At 69.4% G+C, this 25,621-nt stretch carries 21 protein-coding genes; 20 read left to right on the top strand and 1 reads right to left on the bottom strand.

The window, feature by feature from the left end; genetic code table 11:
* The first annotated feature begins 56 nt into the window (after window positions 1-56).
* The 20 genes from ACWD3I_RS17955 (at window position 57) to ACWD3I_RS17860 (ending at window position 23,368) form a co-directional block, all read left to right on the top strand.
* Window positions 57-818: an MBL fold metallo-hydrolase gene (locus ACWD3I_RS17955; RefSeq protein ID WP_365403741.1), complete on the top strand. Its 762-nt coding sequence runs from the start codon at window positions 57-59 to the stop codon at window positions 816-818.
* A gap of 144 nt (window positions 819-962) precedes the next feature.
* The gene (locus tag ACWD3I_RS17950; RefSeq protein ID WP_365403738.1) at window positions 963-1,631 is read left to right on the top strand and encodes a GntR family transcriptional regulator; all 669 of its coding nucleotides are present in this window, start codon (window positions 963-965) and stop codon (window positions 1,629-1,631) included.
* Window positions 1,628-2,536 carry a dihydrodipicolinate synthase family protein gene (locus ACWD3I_RS17945; protein WP_365403735.1) on the top strand — a complete coding sequence of 303 codons (909 nt, stop codon included), beginning with the start codon at window positions 1,628-1,630 and terminating at the stop codon, window positions 2,534-2,536. The genes ACWD3I_RS17950 and ACWD3I_RS17945 overlap by 4 nt, the downstream gene beginning before the upstream one ends.
* A complete protein-coding gene (araD, locus tag ACWD3I_RS17940; RefSeq protein ID WP_365403733.1) occupies window positions 2,533-4,269 on the top strand; it encodes an L-arabinonate dehydratase in 1,737 nt (578 codons plus the stop codon). The genes ACWD3I_RS17945 and araD overlap by 4 nt, the downstream gene beginning before the upstream one ends.
* A gap of 90 nt (window positions 4,270-4,359) precedes the next feature.
* On the top strand, window positions 4,360-5,295 hold the full coding sequence (locus tag ACWD3I_RS17935; RefSeq protein ID WP_365403730.1) for a carbohydrate ABC transporter permease: 936 nt from the start codon (window positions 4,360-4,362) through the stop codon (window positions 5,293-5,295).
* Window positions 5,292-6,188 carry a carbohydrate ABC transporter permease gene (locus tag ACWD3I_RS17930; RefSeq protein WP_365403727.1) on the top strand — a complete coding sequence of 299 codons (897 nt, stop codon included), beginning with the start codon at window positions 5,292-5,294 and terminating at the stop codon, window positions 6,186-6,188. Before ACWD3I_RS17935 ends, ACWD3I_RS17930 begins: the two co-directional genes overlap by 4 nt.
* On the top strand, window positions 6,188-7,477 hold the full coding sequence (locus ACWD3I_RS17925) for a pectate lyase family protein (RefSeq protein ID WP_365403724.1): 1,290 nt from the start codon (window positions 6,188-6,190) through the stop codon (window positions 7,475-7,477). Before ACWD3I_RS17930 ends, ACWD3I_RS17925 begins: the two co-directional genes overlap by 1 nt.
* Window positions 7,474-8,619 (top strand): Gfo/Idh/MocA family protein, encoded by a 1,146-nt coding sequence (locus ACWD3I_RS17920; RefSeq protein ID WP_365403721.1) that lies wholly within the window; start codon window positions 7,474-7,476, stop codon window positions 8,617-8,619. The genes ACWD3I_RS17925 and ACWD3I_RS17920 overlap by 4 nt, the downstream gene beginning before the upstream one ends.
* Window positions 8,619-9,464, top strand: a complete 846-nt coding sequence (locus ACWD3I_RS17915) for a DUF6807 domain-containing protein (protein ID WP_365403718.1) — start codon at window positions 8,619-8,621, stop codon at window positions 9,462-9,464. The genes ACWD3I_RS17920 and ACWD3I_RS17915 overlap by 1 nt, the downstream gene beginning before the upstream one ends.
* Entirely contained in the window at window positions 9,461-10,969 is a 1,509-nt protein-coding gene (locus tag ACWD3I_RS17910) for a glycoside hydrolase family 43 protein (protein WP_365403715.1), read from the top strand. The genes ACWD3I_RS17915 and ACWD3I_RS17910 overlap by 4 nt, the downstream gene beginning before the upstream one ends.
* 34 nt (window positions 10,970-11,003) lie before the next feature.
* Window positions 11,004-12,986, top strand: a complete 1,983-nt coding sequence (locus ACWD3I_RS17905; RefSeq protein ID WP_365403713.1) for a pectinesterase family protein — start codon at window positions 11,004-11,006, stop codon at window positions 12,984-12,986.
* Between the two features lie 78 nt (window positions 12,987-13,064).
* Window positions 13,065-14,405, top strand: a complete 1,341-nt coding sequence (locus ACWD3I_RS17900; protein ID WP_365403710.1) for an ABC transporter substrate-binding protein — start codon at window positions 13,065-13,067, stop codon at window positions 14,403-14,405.
* Between the two features lie 96 nt (window positions 14,406-14,501).
* Window positions 14,502-15,299: a rhamnogalacturonan acetylesterase gene (locus tag ACWD3I_RS17895; RefSeq protein WP_365403707.1), complete on the top strand. Its 798-nt coding sequence runs from the start codon at window positions 14,502-14,504 to the stop codon at window positions 15,297-15,299.
* Window positions 15,300-15,331: 32 nt separating this feature from the next.
* A complete protein-coding gene (locus tag ACWD3I_RS17890) occupies window positions 15,332-16,645 on the top strand; it encodes a pectate lyase family protein (protein WP_365403704.1) in 1,314 nt (437 codons plus the stop codon).
* Between the two features lie 134 nt (window positions 16,646-16,779).
* Entirely contained in the window at window positions 16,780-17,910 is a 1,131-nt protein-coding gene (locus tag ACWD3I_RS17885; RefSeq protein WP_365403701.1) for a pectinesterase family protein, read from the top strand.
* Window position 17,911: 1 nt separating this feature from the next.
* A complete protein-coding gene (locus ACWD3I_RS17880) occupies window positions 17,912-18,940 on the top strand; it encodes a pectinesterase family protein (protein ID WP_365403699.1) in 1,029 nt (342 codons plus the stop codon).
* An 85-nt stretch (window positions 18,941-19,025) separates the two neighbouring features.
* Window positions 19,026-20,300 carry a pectate lyase family protein gene (locus ACWD3I_RS17875; protein WP_365403696.1) on the top strand — a complete coding sequence of 425 codons (1,275 nt, stop codon included), beginning with the start codon at window positions 19,026-19,028 and terminating at the stop codon, window positions 20,298-20,300.
* Window positions 20,287-21,336, top strand: coding sequence for a dienelactone hydrolase family protein (locus tag ACWD3I_RS17870; RefSeq protein ID WP_365403693.1), 1,050 nt, complete (start codon window positions 20,287-20,289; stop codon window positions 21,334-21,336). Before ACWD3I_RS17875 ends, ACWD3I_RS17870 begins: the two co-directional genes overlap by 14 nt.
* Before the next feature lie 45 nt (window positions 21,337-21,381).
* Entirely contained in the window at window positions 21,382-22,494 is a 1,113-nt protein-coding gene (locus ACWD3I_RS17865) for a right-handed parallel beta-helix repeat-containing protein (protein WP_365403690.1), read from the top strand.
* 76 nt (window positions 22,495-22,570) lie between these two features.
* On the top strand, window positions 22,571-23,368 hold the full coding sequence (locus ACWD3I_RS17860; protein ID WP_365403687.1) for an HAD family acid phosphatase: 798 nt from the start codon (window positions 22,571-22,573) through the stop codon (window positions 23,366-23,368).
* Here the strand turns inward: ACWD3I_RS17860 and ACWD3I_RS17855 are convergent.
* Entirely contained in the window at window positions 23,365-25,575 is a 2,211-nt protein-coding gene (locus tag ACWD3I_RS17855; protein ID WP_365403684.1) for a family 43 glycosylhydrolase, read from the bottom strand. The genes ACWD3I_RS17860 and ACWD3I_RS17855 overlap by 4 nt on opposite strands.
* Window positions 25,576-25,621: the final 46 nt, after the last annotated feature.

Genomic DNA, 25,621 nt, shown 5'->3' with positions numbered 1-25,621 from the left:
GACCGAGCGGCCTTGATCAGAAGCGTGTGCGAGGCACCCGGACCTACGCTCCTCGCATGTCTCTCACCCTCACCGTCCTCGGCACCGCCTCCCCGCACCCCGGCCCGGACACTCCGTGCTCCGGCCATCTGGTACGGGGAGGCGGTGCCGAGGTGTGGGTGGACGCCGGGACCGGGACCTTCGCCGAGTTGCAGCGGCACACGGATCCGACGCGGCTGAGCGCGATCTGGATCTCACATCTGCACGCCGACCACTACGCCGACCTGACGGCCGCCTTCTACGGCTTCGCGTACGGCGGGCTCACCCTTCCCGCGCCGATCCCGGTGTACGCGCCGCGCGACTGCGCCCCACGCCTCGCCGGGTTCTTCGGACGCCCGGACACCGGGTTCCTGAGCGGCGTCTTCGACTTCCATCCGCTGCACGACGGGCACACCGTCCGGCACGGCGATCTGACGCTCACCGCCCGCGAGGTCCTGCACGACGTCGAGGCCTACGGCCTGTGGGCCGAGAGCGGCGGGCGGGCCCTGGCGTACTCCGGGGACACCGGGCCGTGCGACGCACTGCTGCATCTCGCCGGTGGGGCGGACCTGTTCCTCTGCGAGGCCGATGTCGACGCGCATTGCGAAGGCGAAGTCGACCCGGTGCATCTGACACCGGAGGAGGCCGGGGCCTTCGCCCGAGGGGCAGGGGACGTGGGGACGTTGCTGATCACCCACGTCGGGCCCACCCTCACCCCCGAGAACGCCACCGCGCGCGCCGCCTCCGTCTTCGGCGGCACCGCCGTCGCCGCACGTGTCGGCGAGACGTACACCGTCTGAACTCTCTGATCGGCAACCTCAACTTCCTTTGTCAGAAGCATTGACGAAACACGGGCCCCCTCCTACCTTCAACCCGTCGTACTTCGTACGTCATATATGAGACGCGATACGTGAGATCCGATACGCGAGATCCGAGAGGCGCGCATGACCTCTGTGCCCACGCCGATCCCCTCCCGCACGCAGTACGTGCAAGAGGAGATCAAACGCCGCATCCTCACCGGCCAGTTGACGCCGGGGCAGGCTCTGGTCGAGACCGAGCTCGCCGCGCAGTTCGGGGTGTCCAAGACCCCGGTGCGCGAGGCGCTCAAGACCCTGGCCGGCACCGGGCTCGTCGTGATGAACCAGTACAAGGGCGTCACGGTGCGCATGGTGGACGCGGACATGGCGCGCGAGGTCTACGACGTCCGGCTGCTCCTCGAACCCGAGGCGCTGAAGCGGGCGGTGAAGCGCGGCGCCTCCCTCGACGAGGCCCGTGACGCGCTGACCCGTGCCGACCAGGCCACCGACACCGCCGAACGCTCCCTCGCCAACCGGGAGTTCCACCGGTCCCTGTACCTGCCGTGCGGCAACCCGCTGCTCGGCCGGATGCTCGACGAGGTCCGTGACCAGGCGGCCCTCGTCTCCGCCGTCGCCTGGGCGGCCTCGCCCTCCTGGGAGCGGGAGGCCGGTGAGCACCGGGAGATCCTGCGGCTCGCCCTCGACGGTGACGCCGACGGCGCGGCCCGCGCCCTCCACGCGCACATCGCGTCGTTCGTGCAACGGGCCTTCCCGGACGCGGAGTCCGAGGCCCAGGGAGAGGACGGTCAGGCATGACAACGACGTTCGAGACCCAACGGGCGGCCCTGGCCGACGTGGTGGCGATCCCGGTGACACCGTTCGCCGAGGACGGCACCGTCGACCAGGACACCCACCGGGCCCTGCTGCGTCGTCTCCTCGACGGTGGGGTCACGACCCTCACCCCCAACGGGAACACCGGCGAGTTCTACGCCCTGACCCCCCAAGAGCGCCGGCTCGTCACCGAGCTGACGATCGACGAGGCCGGCGACCGCGCCGTGATCCTCGTCGGCGTCGGCCACGACGTGCCCACCGCCGTCGCCTCCGCGCGGCACGCCCGTGAGCTGGGCGCGGCGATGGTGATGGTGCACCAGCCCGTCCATCCCTACGTCTCCCAGGGCGGCTGGGTCGACTACCACCACGCCATCGCCGAGGCCGTGCCCGAGCTGGGTGTCGTGCCGTACATCCGCAACGCGCAGCTCAGCGGTGCTCGTCTCGCCGAACTCGCCGACGCCTGTCCGAACGTCATCGGGGTGAAGTACGCCGTCCCGGACGCGGCGAGATTCGCCGCCTTCGCCCGGGACGCGGGACTGGAACGCTTCGTGTGGGTCGCCGGCCTCGCCGAGCCCTACGCCCCCTCCTATTTCTCCGCGGGCGCCACCGGCTTCACCTCCGGACTCGTGAACGTCGCCCCGGCCGTCTCGCTGAACATGATCGAAGCGCTGCGATCCGGTGACTACCCGGCCGCCATGAAGGTCTGGGAGCAGATCCGCCGCTTCGAGGAGCTCCGCGCCGCCAACGGCTCCGCCAACAACGTCACCATCGTCAAGGAGGCCCTCGCCTCCCTCGGTCTGTGCCGCCGCGAGGTGCGTCCGCCGAGCCGGCCGCTGCCCGAGGACGAGCGGGCCGAGGTCGCCGGGATAGCCGCCGGGTGGTCGATATGACCGACAGAGAGCGAAAGCGCCCCGAGGAGCTCCGGAGCCACCAGTGGTTCGGCACCGAGGGCCAGTTGCGCACCTGGTCGCACAACGCCCGGATGCGTCAGCTGGGTTACGAGGCGGAGGAGTACCGGGGCCGCCCGGTGATCGCCGTCCTCAACACCTGGTCCGACATCAACCCCTGCCACGTCCATCTGCGTGAGCGCGCCGAGGCGGTCAAGCGGGGCGTGTGGCAGGCCGGGGGCTTCCCGCTCGAGTTCCCGGTCGCCACGCTCTCGGAGACGTACCAGAAGCCGACCCCGATGCTCTACCGCAACCTCCTCGCGATGGAGACGGAGGAGCTGCTGCGGTCGTACCCGATCGACGCGGCGGTGCTGCTCGGCGGCTGCGACAAGTCGACGCCGGCGCTGCTCATGGGCGCCGCCTCGGCCGACGTACCCTCGCTCTTCGTGCCCGCGGGGCCGATGCTGCCGGGGCACTGGCGCGGGGAGACCCTCGGGTCCGGCACCGACATGTGGAAGTACTGGGACGAGCATCGCGCGGGCAATCTGACGGACTGCGAACTCCGCGAGCTCCAGGGCGGGTTGGCGCGTTCACCCGGTCACTGCATGACCATGGGGACCGCGTCCACGATGACCGCGGCGGCGGAGGTCCTCGGCATGACACTGCCGGGCGCCTCCTCGATCCCGGCCGTCGAGTCCGGGCACGAGCGGATGGCCGCCGCCTCCGGGCGCCGTGCCGTGGAGCTCGCCTGGACCGCCCTCAAGCCGTCGGAGATCCTCACCCGGGAGGCCTTCGAGGACGCCGTCACCACGGTGCTCGGACTCGGCGGCTCCACCAACGCCGTGATCCACCTGATCGCGATGGCGGGCCGGTCCGGGATCAAGCTCGCCCTGGACGACTTCGACCACATCGCCCGTACCGTCCCGGTGCTGGCGAACGTACGGCCCGGCGGACAGACGTACCTCATGGAGGACTTCTACTTCGCCGGCGGCCTGCCCGCCTTCCTCACGCGGATCACCGACCTGCTGCACCTGGACCGGCCGACCGTCAACGGCACGCTGGGGGAGCAGCTCGAAGGTGCCGTCGTGCACGACGACGACGTCATCCGCACCCGCGAGAACCCCGTCGCCGACGAGGGCGGTGTCGCCGTCCTGCGCGGCAACCTCTGCCCGGACGGCGCGGTCATCAAGCACATCTCCGCCGAGCCGCACCTGCTCAAGCACACCGGTCCCGCGGTCGTCTTCGACGACTACAAGACCATGCAGCGGACCATCAACGACCCGTCGCTGAACATCACCGCCGACAGCGTGGTGGTGCTGCGCAACGCCGGGCCCAAGGGCGGACCCGGCATGCCCGAGTACGGCATGCTGCCCATCCCCGACCACCTGCTCAAGCAGGGGGTGCGGGACATGGTCCGGATCTCCGACGCCCGGATGAGCGGCACGAGTTACGGCGCGTGTGTGCTGCACGTCGCGCCCGAGTCGTACATCGGCGGACCGCTCGCCCTCGTCCGCAGCGGTGACCGGATCACCCTGGACGTCGAGGCGCGCGCCCTCCATCTCCATGTGGACGACGAGGAGTTGGAGCGCCGCAGGGCGCAGTGGACGCCGCCGCCGGTCCGCTACGAGCGAGGCTACGGCGCGCTCTACAACGAGCAGATCACGCAGGCCGACACCGGCTGCGACTTCGAGTTCCTCGCCCGTCCGGGCAAGGCGACCGACCCGCACGCCGGCTGAGCCGCAGCAGCACCACAGCGCACCCGCACGTCCAGAGAGAAAGCGCTTCCCGCAAGACGTACCAAGACGTACCGAGATCGGAGAACAGTCATGGCCCAAGCCGCAGCCGTGGCGAAACCGCCAGCGCCACCCCGGCGGCGCCGTGCCTCCGCCACCCCACGCAAGCTCCCCTATCTGCTGATCGCACCGGCCGGCCTGCTCATGCTGGGCTTCATCGCCTACCCGGTCATCAGCGTCTTCTACTACAGCCTGCAGAACTACAACCCCACGAAGCCCTGGCGCAACGGATACGCGGGCTTCGACAACTTCGTCCACGCCTTCACCGAGGACCCGATCTTCTGGGACACGCTGATCTTCAGCGCCAAGTGGGTCTTCGTCGAGGTCGGCCTCCAGCTGCTCTTCGGCCTCGCGCTGGCGCTCATCGTCAACCAGAGCTTCGTGGGCCGGGCCATGGGACGCGCCATGGTCTTCTCCCCGTGGGCCGTCTCCGGTGTGCTGACCTCCGCGATCTGGGTCCTGCTCTACAACTCCCAGACGGGCATCACCCGTTACCTCGCGGACATGGGCATCGGCTCCTACGGCACCAGCTGGCTGTCGGACACCTCCACCGTGTTCTCGGCGGCGATCGTCGCCGATCTGTGGCGAGGTGTCCCCTTCTTCGCGATCCTCATCCTCGCCGACCTCCAGTCCGTCTCGAAGGACCTCTACGAAGCCGCCGAGGTCGACGGGGCCAGCCGGATCAAGCAGTTCCTGCACATCACGCTGCCGCACCTGAAGGACGCGATCATCCTGTCCACGCTGTTGCGGGCGGTCTGGGAGTTCAACAACGTCGACCTGCTCTACACCCTCACCGGCGGCGGACCCGCCGGGGAGACGACGACCCTCCCGCTCTACATCGCCAACACCAGCGTCGACGCCCACAACTTCGGCTACGCATCGGCCCTGACCACGGTGGCGTTCGTGATTCTGCTCTTCTGCTCGATGGTCTATCTGCGCCTGAGCAAGTTCGGAGGCGACGACAAGTGATCACCAAGGAAGCCACCCCGGTCGCCCCGGCCCCGCAGGCCGCGGACCCCGCACCGCCGCGCCCGAAGAAGCACCGGCGTGCCTGGGACGAGGTCCCCCGCTGGCACATCTACCTGCCCCTGGGTATCTACCTGCTCTTCACCCTGATCCCGTTCTACTGGATCCTGCTCTTCGCGCTCCGCCCGTCCGGCTCGACCTCGCTCGTACCCTGGCCGATGACCTTCGACCACTTCGAGAAGGTCTGGACGGAACGGTCCTTCGGCACCTACTTCGAGAACAGCGTCCTCGTCGGCGTCGCCACCCTGGTGATGACCACCCTCGTGGCGCTGGCCGGCGGCTACGCCCTCGCCCGGTTCAACTTCAAGGTCAAGCGGGTCTTCATGCTTGCCCTGCTGTGCTCCCAGTTCGTGCCGGGGGCGCTGCTCCTGGTGCCGCTGTTCGAGATCTTCGCCGAACTGCAGATGATCAACTCGCTGACCAGTGTCATCATCGCCGAGACGGTCTTCCAGCTGCCGCTGTCGATCATCCTGATCAGCAACTTCATCAAGAACGTGCCGTACTCCCTGGAGGAGGCGGCCTGGGTCGACGGCTGCAACCGCTTCACCGCGTTCCGGATCGTCGTCCTGCCACTGCTGCGGCCCGGTCTGATCGCGGTGGGCTCCTTCGCCTTCGTGCACTCCTGGAACCACTTCCTGTTCGCCCTGATGTTCCTCAACAACCAGGACAAGCAGACGATCCCGGTCGGCCTCAACACCCTGATGGGCGCGGACAGCGTCGACCTCGGCGCGCTCGCGGCGGGCGGCATCATCGCGGCCGTACCCGTCGTCATCGTCTTCGCCTTCATCCAGAAGTGGCTGATCACCGGCTTCAGCGCAGGGGCGGTGAAGGGGTGATGAGAGTCCGTCAGATCGCGGTCACGGCAGGCGTGTTGGGACTCCTCTGCGTCCCCGCCCACGCCGAGGCCCGCGACATCGGCCGCGACACGCTGCCGGCGAACGACGGCTGGGCCGCCGAGGGCACGGGCACCACCGGTGGCTCCGCCGCCGACGACGCCCATGTCCTCACGGTCACCGACCGTGCCGAGCTCGCGGCGGCCCTCGACGGAGGCAGCGCCACCCCGAAGATCATCAAGATCGCCGGGACGATCGACGCCAACACCGACGACGACGGCGACCACCTGGACTGCGCCGACTACGCCACCGACGGCTACACCCTGAAGAAGTACCTCGCCGCCTACGACCCCCGCACCTGGGGCTCGGCCAAGCCCGGCGGAGCGCAGGAGGAGGCCCGCCAGGCCTCCGCGGCCCGGCAGGCCGAGCGGGTCACGCTGAACGTCGGCTCCAACACCACGATCGTCGGGCTCGAGGGCGCGGTCCTCAAGGGCGCCAACCTCCAGGTCAAGAACGCCTCCAACGTCATCATCCGCAACCTCGACCTGCGCGACGCCTACGACTGCTTCCCCGTCTGGCAGCCCAACACCGGCGGCCTCGGCGACTGGAAGACGGCGTACGACAACATCTGGCTGACCGGCTCCCACCACGTCTGGGTCGACCACGTCACCCTCAGCGACAAGGGTCACCCGGACGAGAAGGAACCCACCCACTTCGGCCGCAACTACCTGCGCCACGACGGCCTGCTGGACATCACCAACGGCTCCGACCTGGTCACCGTCTCCTGGAGCCGGCTCGTGGGCCACGACAAGGCGATGCTCATCGGCAGCGGCGACTCGGCGACCGGGGACCGCGGCAAGCTCCGGGTCACCCTGCACCACAACCAGTTCGAGTCGATCGTCCAGCGCGCCCCGCGGGTCCGCTTCGGCCAGGTGCACGTCTACAACAACCGGTACGTCGTCCCCGAGGACGTCCACGACTACCGCTACTCGATCGGCGTCTCCACCGAGTCCGGCCTCTACGCCCAGAACAACGCCTTCACCACGCCCGGCCATGTAGAGGTCGCCGACCTGGTCAAGAGCTGGAACGGCACCGCCCTGCACGACGAGGGCACCCTCTTCAACGGCTTCCCGGTCGACCTGCTGCCGATCTACAACGCCTACAACTCCGGCAGCGAGCGTGATCTCACGGCCGACGTCGGCTGGACGCCTACCCTGCACACAAAGATCGACAGCGCCGGGGCGGCCGACCGAGAGGTGGCACGCGGCGCGGGCGCAGGGAGGATCCCATGAGCACCGTAGACATCGTCCTGGCGGGAGCGCGCGGCCACGGCCGCTGGCACCTGGAGAACATCCGCCGGCTCCAGGACAAGGGGATCGTCCGCCTCGCGGGCATCTGCGAGCTGACCCCGCTGACCGCGGGCGAGCTCCCCGAGGGCCTCGGCACGCCCGAGCAGTCCGCCGACTTCGGTGCCCTCCTGGACTCCACGGGCGCCCGGATCGCGGTGATCTGCACACCGATCCCGACCCACACCGACCTGGCGCTCGAAGCGGCCCGCCGAGGCGTGCACATCCTGCTGGAGAAGCCCCCGGCCCCGTCGTACGCCGAGTTCCGGCGCATGGCCGACGGGGTCGCCGCGGCCGGGGTCGTCTGCCAGATCGGCTTCCAGTCACTGGGCTCGCACGCGGTGCCCGCGATCCGGCAGCTGGTCGCCGAGGGGGCCATCGGCGAGCTGGTCGGCGTCGGTGGCGCCGGTGCCTGGGCGCGCCCGGAGGCCTACTACACGCGGGCTCCCTGGGCGGGCAAGCGACGCCTGAACGGCGTCGACGTGATCGACGGCGCGCTGACCAACCCGCTCGCGCACGCGGTCGCCACCGGCCTCGCCCTGAACGGCTCCACGCGCGCCGAGGACGTCACCGGCATCGAGACCGAGCTGCTGCGCGCCAACGACATCGAGTCCGACGACACCTCCTGCGTCCGGATCTCCACGGCACAGGGCCGCCCGGTCACCGTCGCGGCGACCCTGTGCGCCGAGGACCCGGACGACCCGTACGTCCTGGTGCACGGCACGCGCGGCCGGATCACGTTCTGGTACAAGCAGGACCGCGTCCTGCTCCAGCGCGCGGGCCACGGCCCGGAGGAGTACGACCACGGCCGCACCGACCTGCTGGAGAACCTGGTCGACCACCTGACCGACGGCACCGACCTGCTGGTCCCGCCGGACGTGACCGGCGCCTTCATGAAGGTCGTCGAGGCGATCCGGACGGCCCCCGACCCGGCCCCGCTGCCCGAGAGCGCCTGGCACCTGATCCCCGGCGAGGACCGCAGGGTCGTCCCCGGCGTCGACGGGCTCGTCGCGGCCTCCGCGGACACCCTCGCCCTCTACTCCGAGCTCGGCGCCACCTGGGCCCTACCGAAAGAGGTGAGTACCTGATGACAACCCCCGACTCCCCGGTCCTGCGCGTCGCGGGCCGCCCGGTCGGCCGCTATGTCACCCGGCCCGAGCTGCCCGCGCGGCTCTCCCCGCGCCCCTATCTGCACCCCGTCACCACCCTGGCCGGCACGGCAGTCACCGAACTGAGCCCCGCCGACCACCTCCATCACCTCGGCGTCGGTGTCGCCGTTCCCGACGTCGAGGGGTTCAACTTCTGGGGCGGACGCACCTACGTCCGCGACCAGGGCCCCACCGAGCTCGACAACCACGGCGCCCAGCGCCACAGCTCCTTCCAACTCCGCGACCCGGACGGCTTCGTGGAGGAACTGCGCTGGATCGCCGCGGGGGCCGAGCTGCTGCGCGAGCGCCGTACGGTCGCGGCCACCGAACTCACCGACGCCGCCTGGGCGTTGGACTTCACGTTCTCGCTCACCAACGTCACGCCCGACCCGCTGTCCATCGGCAGCCCGGCCACCAACGGCCGCCCCGGCGCCGCGTACGGCGGCTTCTTCTGGCGGGCCCGCAAGGAGGACCGGGCGCCGGACGTGTTCACCCCGAGCGCGGACGGTGAGTCCGAGGTGCACGCCCACCGAGCCGACTGGCTCGCCCTCGTCGGCTCCACCTGGACGCTGGTCTTCGCCGGGGCCACCGAGCAGACCCGCCGGGACCCGTGGTTCGTGCGCACCGGTGAATACCCGGGCGTGGGCTCGTCGTTGGCGCACGCCGAGCGCGTACCGATCGCCCCGGGCGACACCCTCGTCCGCCGTGTCGTCACGGTCGTCGCCGACGGCCGCCTGGACCGAGGCGGGGCCGCCGCCCTGATCCGCAAGGCGGTGAGCCTGTGACCGCCGAGACGTACACCAACCCTGTGCTCGACGCCGACTGGTCCGACCCGGACGTCCTGCGCGTCGGCGACGACTTCTACCTCACCGCCTCCAGCTTCGGCCGCGCCCCCGGCCTGCCGCTGCTGCACTCCCGCGACCTCGTCAACTGGACCCTGGTCGGCCACGCGCTCCAACGCCTGGAGCCCGCGGCCGAGTTCAAGGCACCCCGGCACGACTGCGGGGTCTGGGCCCCGTCGCTGCGCCACCACGACGACCGGTTCTGGATCTTCTGGGGCGACCCCGACCAGGGCATCTTCCAGATCAACGCCCCCGAGATCAGGGGACCTTGGACCCGCCCGCACCTCCTCAAGGCGGGCAAGGGCCTGATCGACGCCTGCCCCCTGTGGGACGACGAGACCGGCGAGGCCTACCTGGTGCACGCCTGGGCCAAGTCCCGCTCCGGCGTCAAGAACCGGCTCACCGGCCACCGGATGCACCCCGACGGCACCGAACTCCTCGACGACGGCAAGCTGATCGTCGACGGCGACCGGATACCGGGCTGGTTCACCCTGGAGGGCCCCAAGCTCTACCGGCACGACGGCTGGTTCTGGATCCTGGCCCCCGCCGGGGGAGTGGAGACCGGCTGGCAGGGCGCCCTCCGCGCACGCGAGTTCTTCGGGCCGTACGAGGAGAAGGTCGTCCTGGAGCAGAAGGACACCGACGTCAACGGCCCCCACCAGGGCGGCTGGGTGCGCACCCCGTCCGGTGAGGACTGGTTCCTGCACTTCCAGCAGAAGGGCGCCTACGGCAGGGTCGTCCACCTCCAGCCGATGCGCTGGGGCGACGACGGCTGGCCGGTGCTCGGGGACGACGGCGCCCCCGTCGCCGTACACACCAAGCCCGACCTGCCGCCGCAGCCGCCCGCCGCGCCCGCCACCGACGACGACTTCCCCGGCGGACGCTTCGGCCGCCAGTGGAGCTGGACCGCCAACCCGCGGGACGGCTGGGCCCCCCACCACTCCGGCGACGGGCTCCGCCTCACCTGCGTCCGCTCGGCCGACACGCACGACCTGCGCAGACTGCCGAACGTCCTCACCCAGCGGCTGCCCGGCACGCCCTCCGCCGTCGAGGTGGAGCTGCGCCTGGACAGCGAGGATCCGGGGGCGCGGGCCGGGCTCGCGGTCCTCGGGGACGCCTTCGGCTGGATCGGACTCCAGCGGGACGAGGACGGAACAGTGCGGGTCGTGCACCGGTTCGCCGAGGCGGTCGCCGAGCGCGAGCGCGACGCCGCCCACCCCGTGATCGCCCCCGAGGGACGGGTGCGGCTGCGGATCGAGATCGGCGCCGGGGCGCGCTGCCGCTTCTTCCACGACGTCGGCGACGGCCCGCGTCCGTCCGGTCCCGTCTTCGCGGCCACACCGTGGCGCTGGGTCGGCGCTCTGCTCGGTCTCGTCGCCCTCGCGCCCACCGGACAAGGTCATGCCGGCGCGGCAACCTTCACGAAGTTCAGGATCGACCAGCTGTAGCACACCCCTCCTTGTACGCCTGTTGGGAGCCGCAATGACGCACCTCCATAGCAAGCGCTTGTCGGGACTCGGTCCCGGCAGAGTCCTGGCCACCGTCGTGGGCCTGCTGGCTGCCCTCGTGCTGGGGGCGAGCGGGGAAGCCGACGCCTCGGCAGGACCCTCGCCGGTGGCCGCCCCCCGCTGGACCGACCAGCCGCACGGCTTCGCCTCCCTCGCCGGCGGCACCACCGGCGGGGCGGGCGGCAAGGTCGTCACCGCCACCGACCAGGCCTCGCTCGCCCGGTACGCGGCGGCCGAAGAGCCCTATGTCATCAGGGTGTCGGGGGCGATAGCCGTCGAGCCGTTCGGCTCGGACATCGTCGTGGCCTCGAACAAGACGATCATCGGCGTCGGCGACACCGGCGAGATCGTCCACGGCGAGCTGCACCTCAACCCCGGTACCAGCAACGTCATCATCCGCAACCTGACGATCCGGGACTCCTACGTCGAGGGCGACTGGGACGGCAAGACCACCGACTTCGACGCGATCCAGATGGACACCGTCGACCACGTCTGGATCGACCACAACCGCTTCACGCACATGGGCGACGGGCTGCTCGACATCCGCAAGGACAGCCGGTACATCACCGTCTCCTACAACCAGTTCGCCAACCACAACAAGGCGTTGGGGATCGGCTGGACCACCAACGTCCTCACCGAGATCACGATCGACCACAACTGGTTCACGGGCGTCAAGCAGCGCAATCCTTCCGCGGACAATTGCGCCTACGCCCACCTCTACAACAACTACCTCTCGGCCCAGGTCGCCGACGGGGACCCGACGTGGACGTACGGGAACTGGTCGCGCGGCAGGACCAGGATGGTCATCGAGAACAGCTACTACGACGGCGTCCAGCACCCCTACCAGGCCGATACCACAGCCGAGTTGGTGCAGCGCGGATCGATCCTGAGGAACACGACCGGGCGAACCGACGCATGGGGTAAGGCATTCGACCCCCGGGAGTTCTACGCCTACCGGCTGGACCCGGCCGCCGCCGTCCCGGCGCTGGTGACGCGGTTCTCCGGGCCCCAGAAGCAGATCGGCGGGGTGACCCTGCGCGTCCCGGCCGACTACGCGACCGTGCAGGCCGCCGTGGACGCCGTGCCGGCCGGGAACACCGAGGCGGTGAAGATCGCCGTCGCGCCGGGAACCTACCGCGAGAAGGTCTTCATCCCCGCGACCAAGCCGAACATCGTGCTGCAGGGGACTGGACAAGATCGGTCCGACACCGTCATCGTCTACGACACGCCCGCCGCGTACGGCGGTTCGACCGGCAGCGCCACCGTGCGCATCGCCGCGAACGACGTCACGGCGCGCAACCTCACCTTCAGCAACGACTTCGACGAGGCCGCGGTCGAGCTGAACGGCGAGCAGGCGCTGGCGATGAAGACGACCGGCGACCGGATCGTCTTCGAGGACACCGCCTTCCTGGGCAACCAGGACACCCTGATGACCGACAGCCCCAAGCTGACCACCGTCAGCCGGGTCTACGTGCGGAACTCGTACATCGAGGGCGACGTCGACTTCGTCTACGGCCGGGCGACGACCGTGATCGAGCGGTCGGTCATCAAGGCGCTGAGCCGGGGCTCGGCGACCAACAACGGCTACATCACGGCGGCTTCGACCTGGACCGGGAACCCCTATGGCTTCCTGATCACCGACTCCAGGATCGTGAGCGACGCGCCGGCCGGGAGCTTCCACCTCGGCAGGCCCTGGCATCCGGGAGGGGAACCGGAGGCCGTCGCCCAGGTCCTGATCCGCAACACCAAGCTGCCGGCGGCGATCAAGGCCTCTCCGTGGACCGACATGAGCGGTTTCTCGTGGAGGGACGCCCGGTTCACCGAGTACCGCAACTACGGGCCCGGAGCCGAAGTCACCGCGGACCGGCCGCAGATGAGCGACGAGGACGCCCGCGCCCACACCGTCGCCGACTACCTCCGCGGCAGCGACGACTGGGCGCCCTACGCCCGCCACTGACCCCCACAACTTCATATCTCGACACAGCAGTTCACATCTCGATCCAGCTGAGATTGACCCAGAAGAGAGAGCCGACCAATGAAGATCAGCATCCGCAGAAGCAGGCGAGCCGCCGTGGCGGTCGCCCTGGGCTCCGTCCTCGCGCTGACCGCCACCGCCTGCGGTGACGACGGCAGCAGCACGGGTGACAAGGGCAACGAGGGCAGTGGCACGGGCAAGATCGTCTTCTGGGACAACAACGGTGGTGTCCGCACCGACATCTGGAAGGAGATCATCGCCGACTTCGAGAAGGCGAACCCGAAGATCGACGTCGAGTACATCGGTATCGCCTCCACCGACTACCAGTCCAAGGTGGACACCGCCATCCAGGCCGGCAGCCTGCCGGACGTCGGTGGCGTCGGCGCGGCGATGCTCGCGGGCTTCTCCGCGCAGGGCGCGCTGGAGCCGCTGGACAACCGGCTCGCCAAGTCCTCGCTCAACGGCAAGCTCAACGAGGACATGGTCGAGTCGCTGACGGCCGCCGGCGGCGGTGACGGCCGGCTCTACTCGATCCCGACCTCCGCGAACAACGGTGTGCTCTACTACCGCACCGACCTGTTCAAGAAGGCGGGTCTGGACGAGCCGACCACCTGGGACAAGTTCTACGAGGCGGCGGACAAGCTCACCGACGCCGACAAGAACGAGTTCGGCTACACGATCCGCGGCGGCGCCGGGTCCATCGCGCAGGCCTTGGACGCGATGTACGGGCAGTCCGGCCTCACGTCGTTCTGGAACGGCGACAAGACCACGGTCAACGACCCGAAGAACGTGGAGGCGCTGGAGAAGTACGCGGCGCTCTTCAAGAAGGACACTCCGTCCGCCGACCTCAACAACGACTTCACCAAGATGGTCGCCCAGTGGGATTCCGGCACGATCGGAATGCTGAACCACAACCTGGGGTCGTACCAGGACCATGTGAAGGCGCTCGGGGTCGAGAAGTTCCGGGGTATTCCGCAGCCGACCGGGGCCGACGGGAAGCGGGTCCAGGTCTCCAACCCCGTTGACGGCCTCGGCCTGTTCAAGAGCTCCAAGAACAAGGACGCGGCCTGGAAGTTCATCGAGTTCGCGCTGTCGAAGGCGGAGAACTCGAAGTTCAACGAGTCCGCGGGGCAGGTGCCCGCGAACAACGATGCGGCGCAGGACGCGTGGATCTCGAAGGCCGAGCCGACCAAGCTGGCCGCGGCCGCGCTGACCGACGGTTCCACCAGCATTGTCCAGCTGCCGTACTACCTGCCCGACTGGGGCACCATCTCGAAGGCCGACAACGAGCCGAACTTCCAGAAGGTGCTGCTCGGGAAGATGAGCGCGAAGGACTTCCTCGACACGCTGGCCGACCAGCTGAACGAGGCTCAGGCCGAGTGGAAGTCGCAGAACGGCTAAGAGTCCGGGTGCTTTCGGTTGCGGGGGACTGCCGGCCGGTTGGGGCCGGTCGCGCAGTTCCCCGCGCCCCTGGGTCGGTCAACGAAAGGCATTCGCATGTCGCTCACCCGCAGACAGGTCACCACCGCGGCCCTCGCCGCTGTTCCCCTCTCCCTCGCGGCCACCGGTACCGCTTCAGCCGGAACGCGCCGCGCCCGAACCCTCTACATCGCCGGTGATTCCACCGCCGCCCAGAAATACGCCGACGCGGCCCCCGAGACCGGGTGGGGCATGGCGCTTCCGTTCTTTCTGCACAAGGACCGGCCCGTTTCCAATCACGCGGTGAACGGGCGGAGTTCCAAGAGCTTTGTCGACGAGGGTCGGCTCGATGTGATCCTCGGGGCCATTCGGCCCGGCGACCTCCTCCTCATCCAGTTCGCGCACAACGACGAGAAGTCCGCCGACCCCACCCGCTACACCGAGCCCTGGACGACGTACCAGGACTATCTGCGGCTGTACATCGACGGCGCCCGCGCCCGTGGTGCGCGGCCCGTGCTCGCGACCTCCGTGGAGCGCCGGAAGTTCGACACGGCCGGCAACGCCGTGCCGACCCACGGCGACTACCCGGCGTCGATGCGTGCGCTCGCCGAGGAGGAGCGGGTCGCGCTGCTCGACATCCAGGCACTGTCCCTCGCGCTGTGGCAGAAGCTCGGGGTCGAGGAGACGAAGACGTACTTCAACTGGACCGCGACCGAGCAGGACAACACGCACTTCAACCCGCCCGGTGCCATCGCCGTGGCGCGGCTCGTGGCGCAGGAGCTGCTGCGCACCCGGGTGCTGCGCCCGCAGGACGTGCGGCGGCTCGACCAGGAGATCCCCACGTCCTGGATCACCTGGCCCGAAGCCACCGCGTAAACACCCCCTGAACCGGAAGAGAGAGCCGCACAATGAGCACACAGGTATGGCATGGACATGGCATAGCGAAGGCCGCCGCCCTGATCGGCTGCACCGCGCTCGTCCTCGGCGTCACCGGCACCAGCGCCCAGGCCGGCTCCCGTGACCTCGGCCGCCAGGTCCTCGGCGCGAACGACGGCTGGGGGTCCGAGGGGGCGGGCACGACCGGCGGGTCCGGCGCCGACGCCGAGCACGTCTACACCGTCACCACCTGGCCGGAGTTCAAGGCCGCGCTGAAGGCCGGCGGCAACGCGCCCAAGATCATCAAGGTCGACGGCATGATCGACGCCGTCTCCGAGGGCTGCGAGGCCTTCGTCGCCGGCGGCTACGACCTCCAGCAGTACCTCAAGGACTACGACCCGGCCGTCTGGGGCAACGACAAGGTCGCCAGCGGCCCGCAGGAGGACGCGCGGGTCGCGTCCGCCGCCAACCAGGACTCGGTCATCAAGGCCAACATCCCGAGCAACACCACGATCGTCGGCGTCGGCAAGAACTCCGGCATCCTCGGCGGCAGCCTCCAGGTCAAGGGCGTGTCCAACGTCATCCTGCGCAACCTCACGATCGAGGCCCCGCTCGACTGCTTCCCCAAGTGGGACCCGACCGACGACAACAACACCGGCAACTGGAACTCCGAGTACGACGCGGTGGTCGTCTACGGCACCGATCACGTGTGGATCGACCACAACACGCTCACCGACGGCCGCTACCCCGACAGCGAGCGACCGGTCTACTTCGGCAAGGTGTTCCAGCAGCACGACGGTCTGACGGACATCGTGCGCGGCGCCAACTACGTGACCGTGTCCTGGAACTCCTTCGAGAACCACGACAAGAACATGCTGATCGGCAACAGCGACGGCACCGCCACCACGGACTCCGGCAAGCTCAAGGTCACCATGCACCACAACCGCTTCGACGGGATCCTCCAGCGCTCCCCGCGGGTGCGGTTCGGTCAGGTGGACGTCTACAACAACTACTACGCGGTGACCGAGGAGCAGAAGGACGACTACTACCTCTTCGGTGTCGGCATCTCCTCGCAGCTCCACGCCAGCGACAACGCCATCAAGCTGCCGGCCGGGGCGAGCGTCGGCAAGGTGCTGAAGAAGTGGAACGAGTCGCCGCTGACCGCCGAGAACAACTACGTCAACGGCAAGAAGACCGACCTCATCGCGGTGCACAACGCGGAGATCCCCGCCGAGACCCTCCAGTCCGGCGCCGGCTGGACCCCGACCCTGCGCACCAAGGTCGACCGGCCGCAGGCGGTCCCCGGCATCGTCAACCACGGCGCGGGCGCCGGCCGCATCTGCTGACACCCGCCCCCTGAACGGCCGGGGCGGCCCGCACCGCACTCACCACCGCGCGCCCGCCCGCCCCGGCCCACACCCCCACGGCGAGGAACCACCACGCACATCCCCGAAGAGCCGCACAGCCAAGGAGCATTCCCATGCGCTCGCCCCACCGCCAACTCCCCCTGTCCAGAAGGGGATTCCTGATCGCGAGCGCCGGTGCGGTCGCCGCGCTCGGCCTCGCGTCCGCGCCCGCCTCCGCCGGCGGTCGGCGTCCCTTCGGCCGGTTCGGTTCCCCGGCCGCCCGACTGACCCCGACCACGCTCTACGTCGACACTCAGGGCCGCGGCGACTTCACCACCGTCCAGGCCGCCGTCACCACGGTCACCACCACCGGGTACACCCTGGTCCTCGCCCCCGGCGTCTACCGGGAGACGGTCGCCGTCGCGGCCACCGCCACCGAGCTGACCTGGATCGGGGCGAGCGAGGACCCGCGTGACGTCGTCATCGTCTACGACAACGCGGCCGGCACCCCCAAGCCCGACGGCTCCGGCACCTACGGCACCACCGGATCGGCCACCACCCTGGTCCGCCCCGACGGCTTCACCGCCCGCTGGATCACCTTCGCCAACGACTGGCTGCGCGCCGACCATCCGGGCGTGTCCGGCACCCAGGCCGTCGCCATCAAGGTGCTGGGCGACCGCTCGGCCTTCCACCACTGCCGCTTCCTGGGCCACCAGGACACCCTGTACGCGGACTCCGCCGCCCTGGCCGTCTTCGCCCGCCAGTACTTCTCGCACTGCTACGTCGAGGGCGACGTCGACTTCGTCTTCGGCCGGGGCACCGCCGTGTTCGAGCAGTGCCACTTCCGCACGCTGACCCGCACCGACCTGGCCTCCGCCCCGTACGGCTTCGTCTTCGCGCCGTCCACGGCAGGCGCCAACCCGCTCGGCTACCTGGTCACGAGGAGCCGTATCAGCAGCGAGGCCCCCGACGCCTACTACAAGCTGGCCCGCCCCTGGGTGCCCAGCTCCGACACCACCGCCCGCCCCGGCCTCACCGTCCGGGACAGCCGGCTCGGCGCGGGCATCGACGCGGTGGCGCCCTACGCCAACATGTCGGACAGCTTCCCCTGGCAGAACCAGCGTTTCGCCGAGTACCGCAACACCGGACCCGGTGCCGTGATCACGGTCGCCGAGAACCGGCCCCAACTCACCGAGGACCAGGCCGAGTCGGCGACCCGTGCCGCCTACCTCGGCGACTGGCAGCCATGGAAGCAGGGGTGCTGAGATGCGCAGACGCACCCTTCTCGCCGCCGGTGCGGGCCTGTTCGCGGCAGGAACCGCCACCCCGGCCCTCGCCACCGGCACCCGCCGGGTCCTGCACGTCCGCCCCGGTGACTCCGTCCAGGCGGCCGTGGACGCGGTGGACGGTCCGGGCTGGACGATCGTCGTGCACCCGGGGACGTACCGCGAGGTCGTCAACGTGGCCGCCGACAAGGCCGAGTTGACCCTGCGCGGTGCCTCCTGCGACCCCCGCGACGCCGTGATCGTCTACGACAACGCGAACGGCACACAGAAGCCCGACGGCTCCGGAACGTACGGCACCGCAGGCTCCGCCACCTTCACCTCGGCCGCCCCCGGCCTCACCGTCCGCGACCTGACCCTCGCCAACGACTGGCTGCGCGCCGACCACCCCGACATCACCGGCACCCAGGCGGTGGCGTCCTGCACCTACGGCGACCGCACCCACTTCGACAACGTCCGGCTGCTCGCGCACCAGGACACCCTCTTCGTCGAGACGACCGCGCTCACCTCCTTCGACCGGCAGTACTTCCACCGCTGCCACATCGAGGGCGACGTCGACTTCGTCTTCGGCCGGGCCACCGCCGTCTTCGAGGAGTGCCACTTCCACACCCTCCAGCGGGACGTCGCCTTCACCCCGAAGGGCATGGTCTTCGCCCCGTCCACCGCCCGCGCCAACCCCTACGGCATCCTCGCCCTCCGCTCCCGCATCACCTCGGGCGCCGAGGACGCGGCGTACAAGCTGGCCCGGCCGTGGGTCCCGTCGTACGAGACGACCGCCTGGCCGTCCCTCGTCGTGCGGGACACCCGGATCGGGCCCGGTATCGACCCCGTCGCGCCCTACACCAACATGCGGGAGGCGTACCCCTGGCAGACCATGCGGTTCCGGGAGTACCGCAACTCCGGCCCCGGCGCGGTGATCTCGGTGCCGGACAACCGGCCTCAACTGACGCGTGAGCAAGCCGAGTCGCACACCAGGGCCACGTATCTCGGCGACTGGCGCCCCCGTGCCTGAGCGCTCCGCCGGGCACGCGGTTGGTTCGCCGCGGGCCGGTGGGGGCCGGCCGCGCAGTTCCCCGCGCCCCTTGCGGGGCACGGTGGTGCACCCGACGCTCAGGGCCGCCGCGGCCCTCCTCGCCTGCGTGTGCCTGGCCTTCGGCTGGGCACCGCAGGCGGCCGCCGCCACCGGGCGCGGTCCCGTCGGCTGGGCGTCCACCGGCACCGGCACCACCGGCGGGGCGGGCGGCACCGTCTCGACGGTGCACACCCGCGCCGAGCTCAAGGAGGCTCTCACCAACGCGGGCGATCCCACCGCACCCAAGGTGATCCGGGTCGTCGGGGACATCAACGGCCATGAGGCGGACGACGGTTCACTGCTCGGCGAACAGGACTACGCGCCCGGATACGACCTCGCCAAGTACATGTCCTGCTTCGGCGAGGACGGCACCACCTGGTCCGACACCCGTCACGACTACTGCAGACAGCAGCGGCAGCTGCGGCAGACCGGGTCGAACAAGGAGAAGGCGCAGATCCAGCTGACCGTGCCGAGCAACACGACACTCGTCGGTGTCGGCCGGGACGCCCGGCTGCTCGGTGTCTTCCTGACGGTCAACACCGGCACGAACATCATCGTGCGCAACCTCCAACTGGAGGCTCCCGTCGACCACTTCACCAGCTGGTCGCCCGACGACGGCACCCAGGGCAACTGGAACGCCCGCTTCGACGCGATGACCGTCATCACCGGCAAGAACATCTGGGTCGACCACTGCACCTTCACCGACGGCCGCTTCCCGGACCGCGAGGCACCGCTCGGCTTCCACCGCGAGCACGTCCAACGGCACGACGGACTGCTGGACATCGAGGACGGCTCCGACTTCATCACCGTCTCCGACAGCCGGTTCACCGACCACGACAAGGCGCTCCTCATCGGGTCGGGCGACGGACGCGGCGACCGCGACCGGGGGCACCTCAGGATCACCTTCGCCCGGAACCTGTTCACCGACATCATGCAGCGCGGCCCCCGCGTCCGCTTCGGACAGGTGCATGTCGTCAACAACGTCTACCGGGGCCAGGCACCTCTCTACGCCCTGGGCGTGGGCGTGGAGTCGGCGATCCACTCCGAGCGCAACGTCTTCCGGTACGACCCGAACCTCGCTCTGGCCGCCTACGGCGGCGAGCACTTCCACGACACCGGATCCTGGTTCAACGGCCGCCCGGCCAGGCTGAACACGGTGGCGAGCGGCCTCGGACTGAGCGACGACGTCGGCTGGGACCCGGCCGACGTCTACGACTACCGGCCGCTCAGGTCCCCGGCGGCGGTCGAGCACCACGTCCTGACCCACGCCGGCGCGGGGAGGCCGTATGGCCAACCCTGACAGCCTGTACCCGGCGTTCGGGAAGGAGCTCACCTTCCCGCTCGCCTGGGGCAACTCACCGGTCCGGGACTTCAGTGACTGGCGGCTCGTGGCCCGGGCCAAGGTCGAGAAACACCTCCTGGTGGAGCGGCAGGACGAGATCCCGTACGCGCCGGAGTACGGCGTGCCGTCCCGAACGGACTCCTACACCCAGGAGTTGGTGACGCTCTCCCTCACCCGATACGAGCGCGTGCGGGGTGCCCTTCTCACCCCGCACGGCCCCGGCCCCTTCCCCGCCGTGCTCCTCCTCCACGACCACGGGGCCGAGTTCGGCATCGGCAAGGAGAAACTCGTCCGGCCCTGGTACGACGAGACCCGGCTGGCCTCCGCCCGGGCGTGGGCCGACAGGTACTTCAGCGGTCGGTTCGTGGGCGACGAACTGGCCCGGCGCGGATATGTCGTGCTGTGCCTGGACGCCCCGGGCTGGGGGGACCGCGGCCCGATCGCCTATGACCAACAGCAGGCCCTGGCGAGCAACTTCTACCATCTCGGCTCCTCGCTCGCCGGACTCATGGCCCGCGAGGACGCCCGCGCCGCCGGCTTCCTGGCCGGCCTGAAGCGCGTGCGCCGGGTCGGGGCCCTCGGCTTCTCCATGGGGGCCTACCGCGCCTGGCAGACCGCCGCGCTCAGCCACGAGATCGCGGCCACCGCCGCCGTCTGCTGGATGACCGGCCTCAGGGAAATGATGGTGCCCGGCAACAACGCGCTGCGCGGGCAGTCGTCGTACTACATGCTCCACCCGGGCCTGGCCCGGTTCCTCGACTTCCCCGACGTGGCGAGCATCGCCGCACCCAGGCCGATGCTCTTCTTCGACGGCGGGCTCGACCCGCTGTTCCCCGCCGACGGCGTCCAGGCCGCGTACGACACGTTGCGCGCCGTCTGGCACTCGTGCCACGCCGAGGAGCGGTTGCGTCTGAAGACCTGGCCCGATCTCGGCCATGTCTTCGTCGACCGCATGCAGGACGAGGTCTTCCACTGGCTCGACCACGTCCTCTGACCCACCGTCCCCCTCCCCGTCCGAACGAGAAAAGGACCGCACTCCATGTCTCGTCGTACCGCTCTGATCGCCACGACGGCCCTCGCCCTCGGCACCGCCGTGGCCGTCCTCCCCACCCAGGCCCAGGCCGCGACCGTGGTCGTCGACACCTCGGCCGAACTGACCAGCGCCATATCCGGCGCCACCGCCGGCACGGTCATCCAGGTCCGCGGCGGCACCTACTACCCGACGGCCACCCTCCAGTCCACGGCCAACGGCACCTCGTCCTCGCCGGTCCAGCTCACCGCCTACGGTTCGGAGACCGTGAAGATCGACGGCTCGAACCTGCCCGACGGCGACTGGATCCTCAAGCTGACCGCGGACTACTGGAACGTCTCCAACATCACCTTCCAGAACTCCCCGGACAGCGCCGTCGTCTGCCAGTCCTGCACCGGCACGGTGTGGAACAACATCAAGACCATCAACGGCGGCGACTCCGGCTTCACGCTCACCGGCGACGGGACCGTCAACAACACGGTCAGGAACATCGACTCCTACGGCCACTACGACCCCGCCAACCACGGCGAGAACGCCGACGGCATCGCCGTGAAGTACGGTTCCGGCTCCGGCAACCTGATCACCGGCGCCCGCCTCTACAACAACTCGGACGACGGTCTGGACTTCTGGTCCTTCTCCTCGCCCGTCACCGTCGAGCACACCTGGGCCATGGGCAACGGCGTCAACCGCTGGTCCGACTCGGCCTTCGCGGGCGACGGCAACGGCTACAAGCTGGGCGGCGACGGCGAGGTCGTCGCGCACGTCATCAACAACTCGGCGGCCTGGGGCAACGCCGGCAACGGGTTCACCGAGAACTCCAACAAGGGCGCGATCGTCATCAACCGCACCACCGCCTACGCCAACAGCAAGTGGGGCTACTACTTCGCCACCGGCGCCGCCAAGCTCGGCAAGAACCTCGCCGTCAGCAACAGCGGCGGTTCGGTCAACAAGGGCTCGTCGGTCACCTCGGCCGGCAACAACTGGGACTCCGGCATCGCGACGCCCTCCTTCATCTCCACGAACGCGTCGACGACGTACAACGCCCGCAGCTCCAGCGGCACCCTGCCGGCCACGACCTTCCTCACCACGGGCTCGACGACCATCGGCGCCACGATGAACTGATCCCTCGGGGCGCTTGACCCGTTTTTTGCCCGGCGGGTCTCGCGCCCACCCGGGTGACGCGCGTAGAACGTCTGTCATGCATAAGCCACTGCGTATCGCGGCGATCGCCGCAGCGTGTGCCGTCACCGGCGCCGCCCTCTACGGCGCCGGTGCGGCCACGGCCGGCCAGTCCACCGCGAACAGCACCCACGAGCCCTACAACATCGGGCTCCTGGTGAAGGACATCGACACCTACTACGGCACCACCCTCGACGCCGACGGCGTCTACCAGGCGTCCACGAGCAGCCAGTACGCCAAGGACCTGGCGAAGCTCGACGCGGCCGCCAGGAAGCAGATCGACAAGGCGGCCCGCAAGGCGCTGAAGAAGGGCGACAAGCCCGCGGTCGTCTTCGACATCGACGACACGCTGCTGCTCAGCCTCGACTACGAGAAGAAGACCAACTACACGTACAACGCCACCACGTGGGCCGACTACGTGAACAAGGCCGACCGCCCGGCGGTCTTCGGCAGCCCCGAGCTGGTCCGGTACGCCGAGTCCAAGGGCGTGGAGGTCTTCTACAACTCGGGTCTGTCCGAGGCGCAGCGCTCCGCGGCCGTCGAGAACCTGAAGAAGATCGGCGCCGATGTGAACCTCGACGCCGACCACGTCTTCCTCAAGGACAAGGCCAACCCGCCGTCCTACCTCAGCGCCTGCGCCACGCCGGGCACCTGGACCTGCACGACCGTGCAGTACAAGTCCGGCACCCGCAAGCACATCGAGCGGGACCTCGGGTACGACATCGTCGCCAACTTCGGTGACCAGTACTCGGACCTGGACGGCGGCTACGCCGACAGGACGTACAAGCTCCCGAACCCGACGTACTTCGTCAGCTAGTTCTTCCTGACCGGCTTGATCCCCTCCAGGGTCGGCACCACCGGCAGAATCGATCCGTCGGCCGCGAACTCCATGCGGTCGACGGTCGTCTCCCGGTGCATGCCGTCCCCGCCCGCCTTGCCCGGCCCGTTCAGGGCGAACCGGTGGTAGACGATGTACCAGTCGTCGGTGCCGGGCGTGTTCACCACGGAGTGATGGCCGGTGGCGAGGATGCCGTACTCGGGACGCTTGGACAGGATCGTCCCCTTCTTGGTCCACGGGCCGAGCGGGGACGGTCCCGTCGCGTAGGCGACGTGGTAGTTCTCGCTGCGGGTGTCGTCCTCGGACCACATGAAGTAGTACGTGCCCTTCCGCTTGATCACGAAGGATCCCTCGCGGAAGTTGTCCGGGGTGATGTCCTTGACCTTCGCCGGGTCGTACGAGGTCATGTCGTCGTTCAGCGGCACGACGTATCCGTGGCCGTTGCCCCAGTAGAGATACGACGTCCCGTCGTCGTCCGTGTACACGGCGGGGTCGATCATCTGGCCCTGGAGCGAGCCGCCCTTCGCCACCAGCGGCTTGCCCAGCGCGTCCTTGAAGGGACCGGCGGGGGAGTCCGCCACCGCGACGCCGATCTGCTGCTCGGCACAGAAGTAGAAGTAGTACTTGCCGTCCCGCTCGGCGATCGCCGGCGCCCACGCGTACGTGTCCGCCCAGGTGACGTCCGGACCGAGGTCCAGGATGACGCCGTGGTCCTTCCAGTGGACCAGGTCCTTCGACGAGTACGCCTTGAACCGGGTGCCGCCCCAGCCCTGGAAGCCGTCCGTCGTCGGGTAGATCCAGTACTCGCCGTTCAGATAGTGCACGTCGGGGTCGGCGTTGAGCCCCGGCAGGACGGGACTCCCGGTCCGTACCGCCTCCACCGTCCAGGTGCGCCGGGTGCCGTCGGCGGCCGTCACGGTGTACGTCTGCGGCTTGCGGAAGTCGCGACGGGTACCGGACCTGGGGCTGACGGAGGCGCCTTCACCGATCGCGAGCCTCGGTGCCAGGCGCGAGAGGTCCGCGTCCGGCCGCATCGGCAGCACGACCTTCGAGGAGGCCTCCGTGACGATGGCGTACCCCTTCTGGTCCTGCGCCGTCACGTCGACGACCGAGGTGGGACCGACCGGATACGCCGCCAGCAGCCGGTCGTACTCGGCCTGCGTCACCGGAAGTACCGTTCCGTGCCGCGGACTTGCCGGGAGCTGGTAGTCCGTGGACGGGGTCCACTTGCCCGAGTCGAGGTCGGTCGTCTCGAAGGGGACGTACCCGCGACCGCCGTACTCGTCGATGAAGAGGTACCACTTCTCCTCGGTGTTCGACTTGAACACCGTCGGCCCCTCGCCGCGCGACATCGCGCCGCTGCCGACGCAGTCCGCCACGAAGTCGTACGTCGTCGAGGTCAGGGAGGTCGACTTCTCCGCGGTGATGAACTTCGAGCAGGGGCTGGAGGAGCCGGGGTCCCGCTCGTCCTTGGTGTAGCGGTAGTACGTGTCCTTGTGCTTCACGACCGTCGAGTCGATGACCGAGTAGCCCGGGTCGTCCCAGACCTTCGGTTCGCTGAAGGTGCGGAAGTCCTTCGTGGTCGCGTACAGCATCTTGTTGTACGTCGATCCCGTGTGGTCGGGGTCGTCGTCGGCGTACAGCTTCGACGCCCAGAAGACGACGTACTCGCCGAGGGAGTCGTCCCAGTAGGCCTCCGGCGCCCAGGTGTTGCCCGCCGAGTCGGGGGAGACCTTCACCAGGCGCTGGTCGGTCCAGTGCACCAGGTCGGTGGACTCCCAGACCATGATCGACTTGCTGCCGTGCCGCTGGACGTGGTCCCAACTGCCGCTGCTGTTGCGGTACATGCGCAGATCGGTGGCGATCAGATAGAACTTGTCGCCCTTGGGGGAGCGGATCACGAACGGGTCGCGCAGCCCCTTCTCGCCGGTCGTCGAGGTCAGGACCGGCTTTCCGGCGTTCAGCTCACGCCAGTGCAGCGGGTCGTTGCCACGGCTGAGGGCGTAGCGGATCTGCTCGCCGTCGGCGGTGCCCTCGCCGGTGAAGTAGGTGAAGAGATATCCGGCGTACTTGGGCTTGTTCACGGGTGGAGCTCCGGAGTTCGCGGTACTGGGCGGGGCCGACAGCAGGCCGAGCAGAAGGGCCAGGAGGGGGAGCAGGAGCGTGCGAGCGGTGCGGGGGCGCATGACACATCCTGTGTGAGTGTGGGGGTTTGTGTTCGATCGGAGTGTT

It is taken from the genome of Streptomyces sp. NPDC002817, assembly GCF_053592055.1.
The sequence above is the reverse complement of the archived record's forward strand: the minus strand, read 5'-3'. Positions and strand labels throughout refer to the sequence as shown.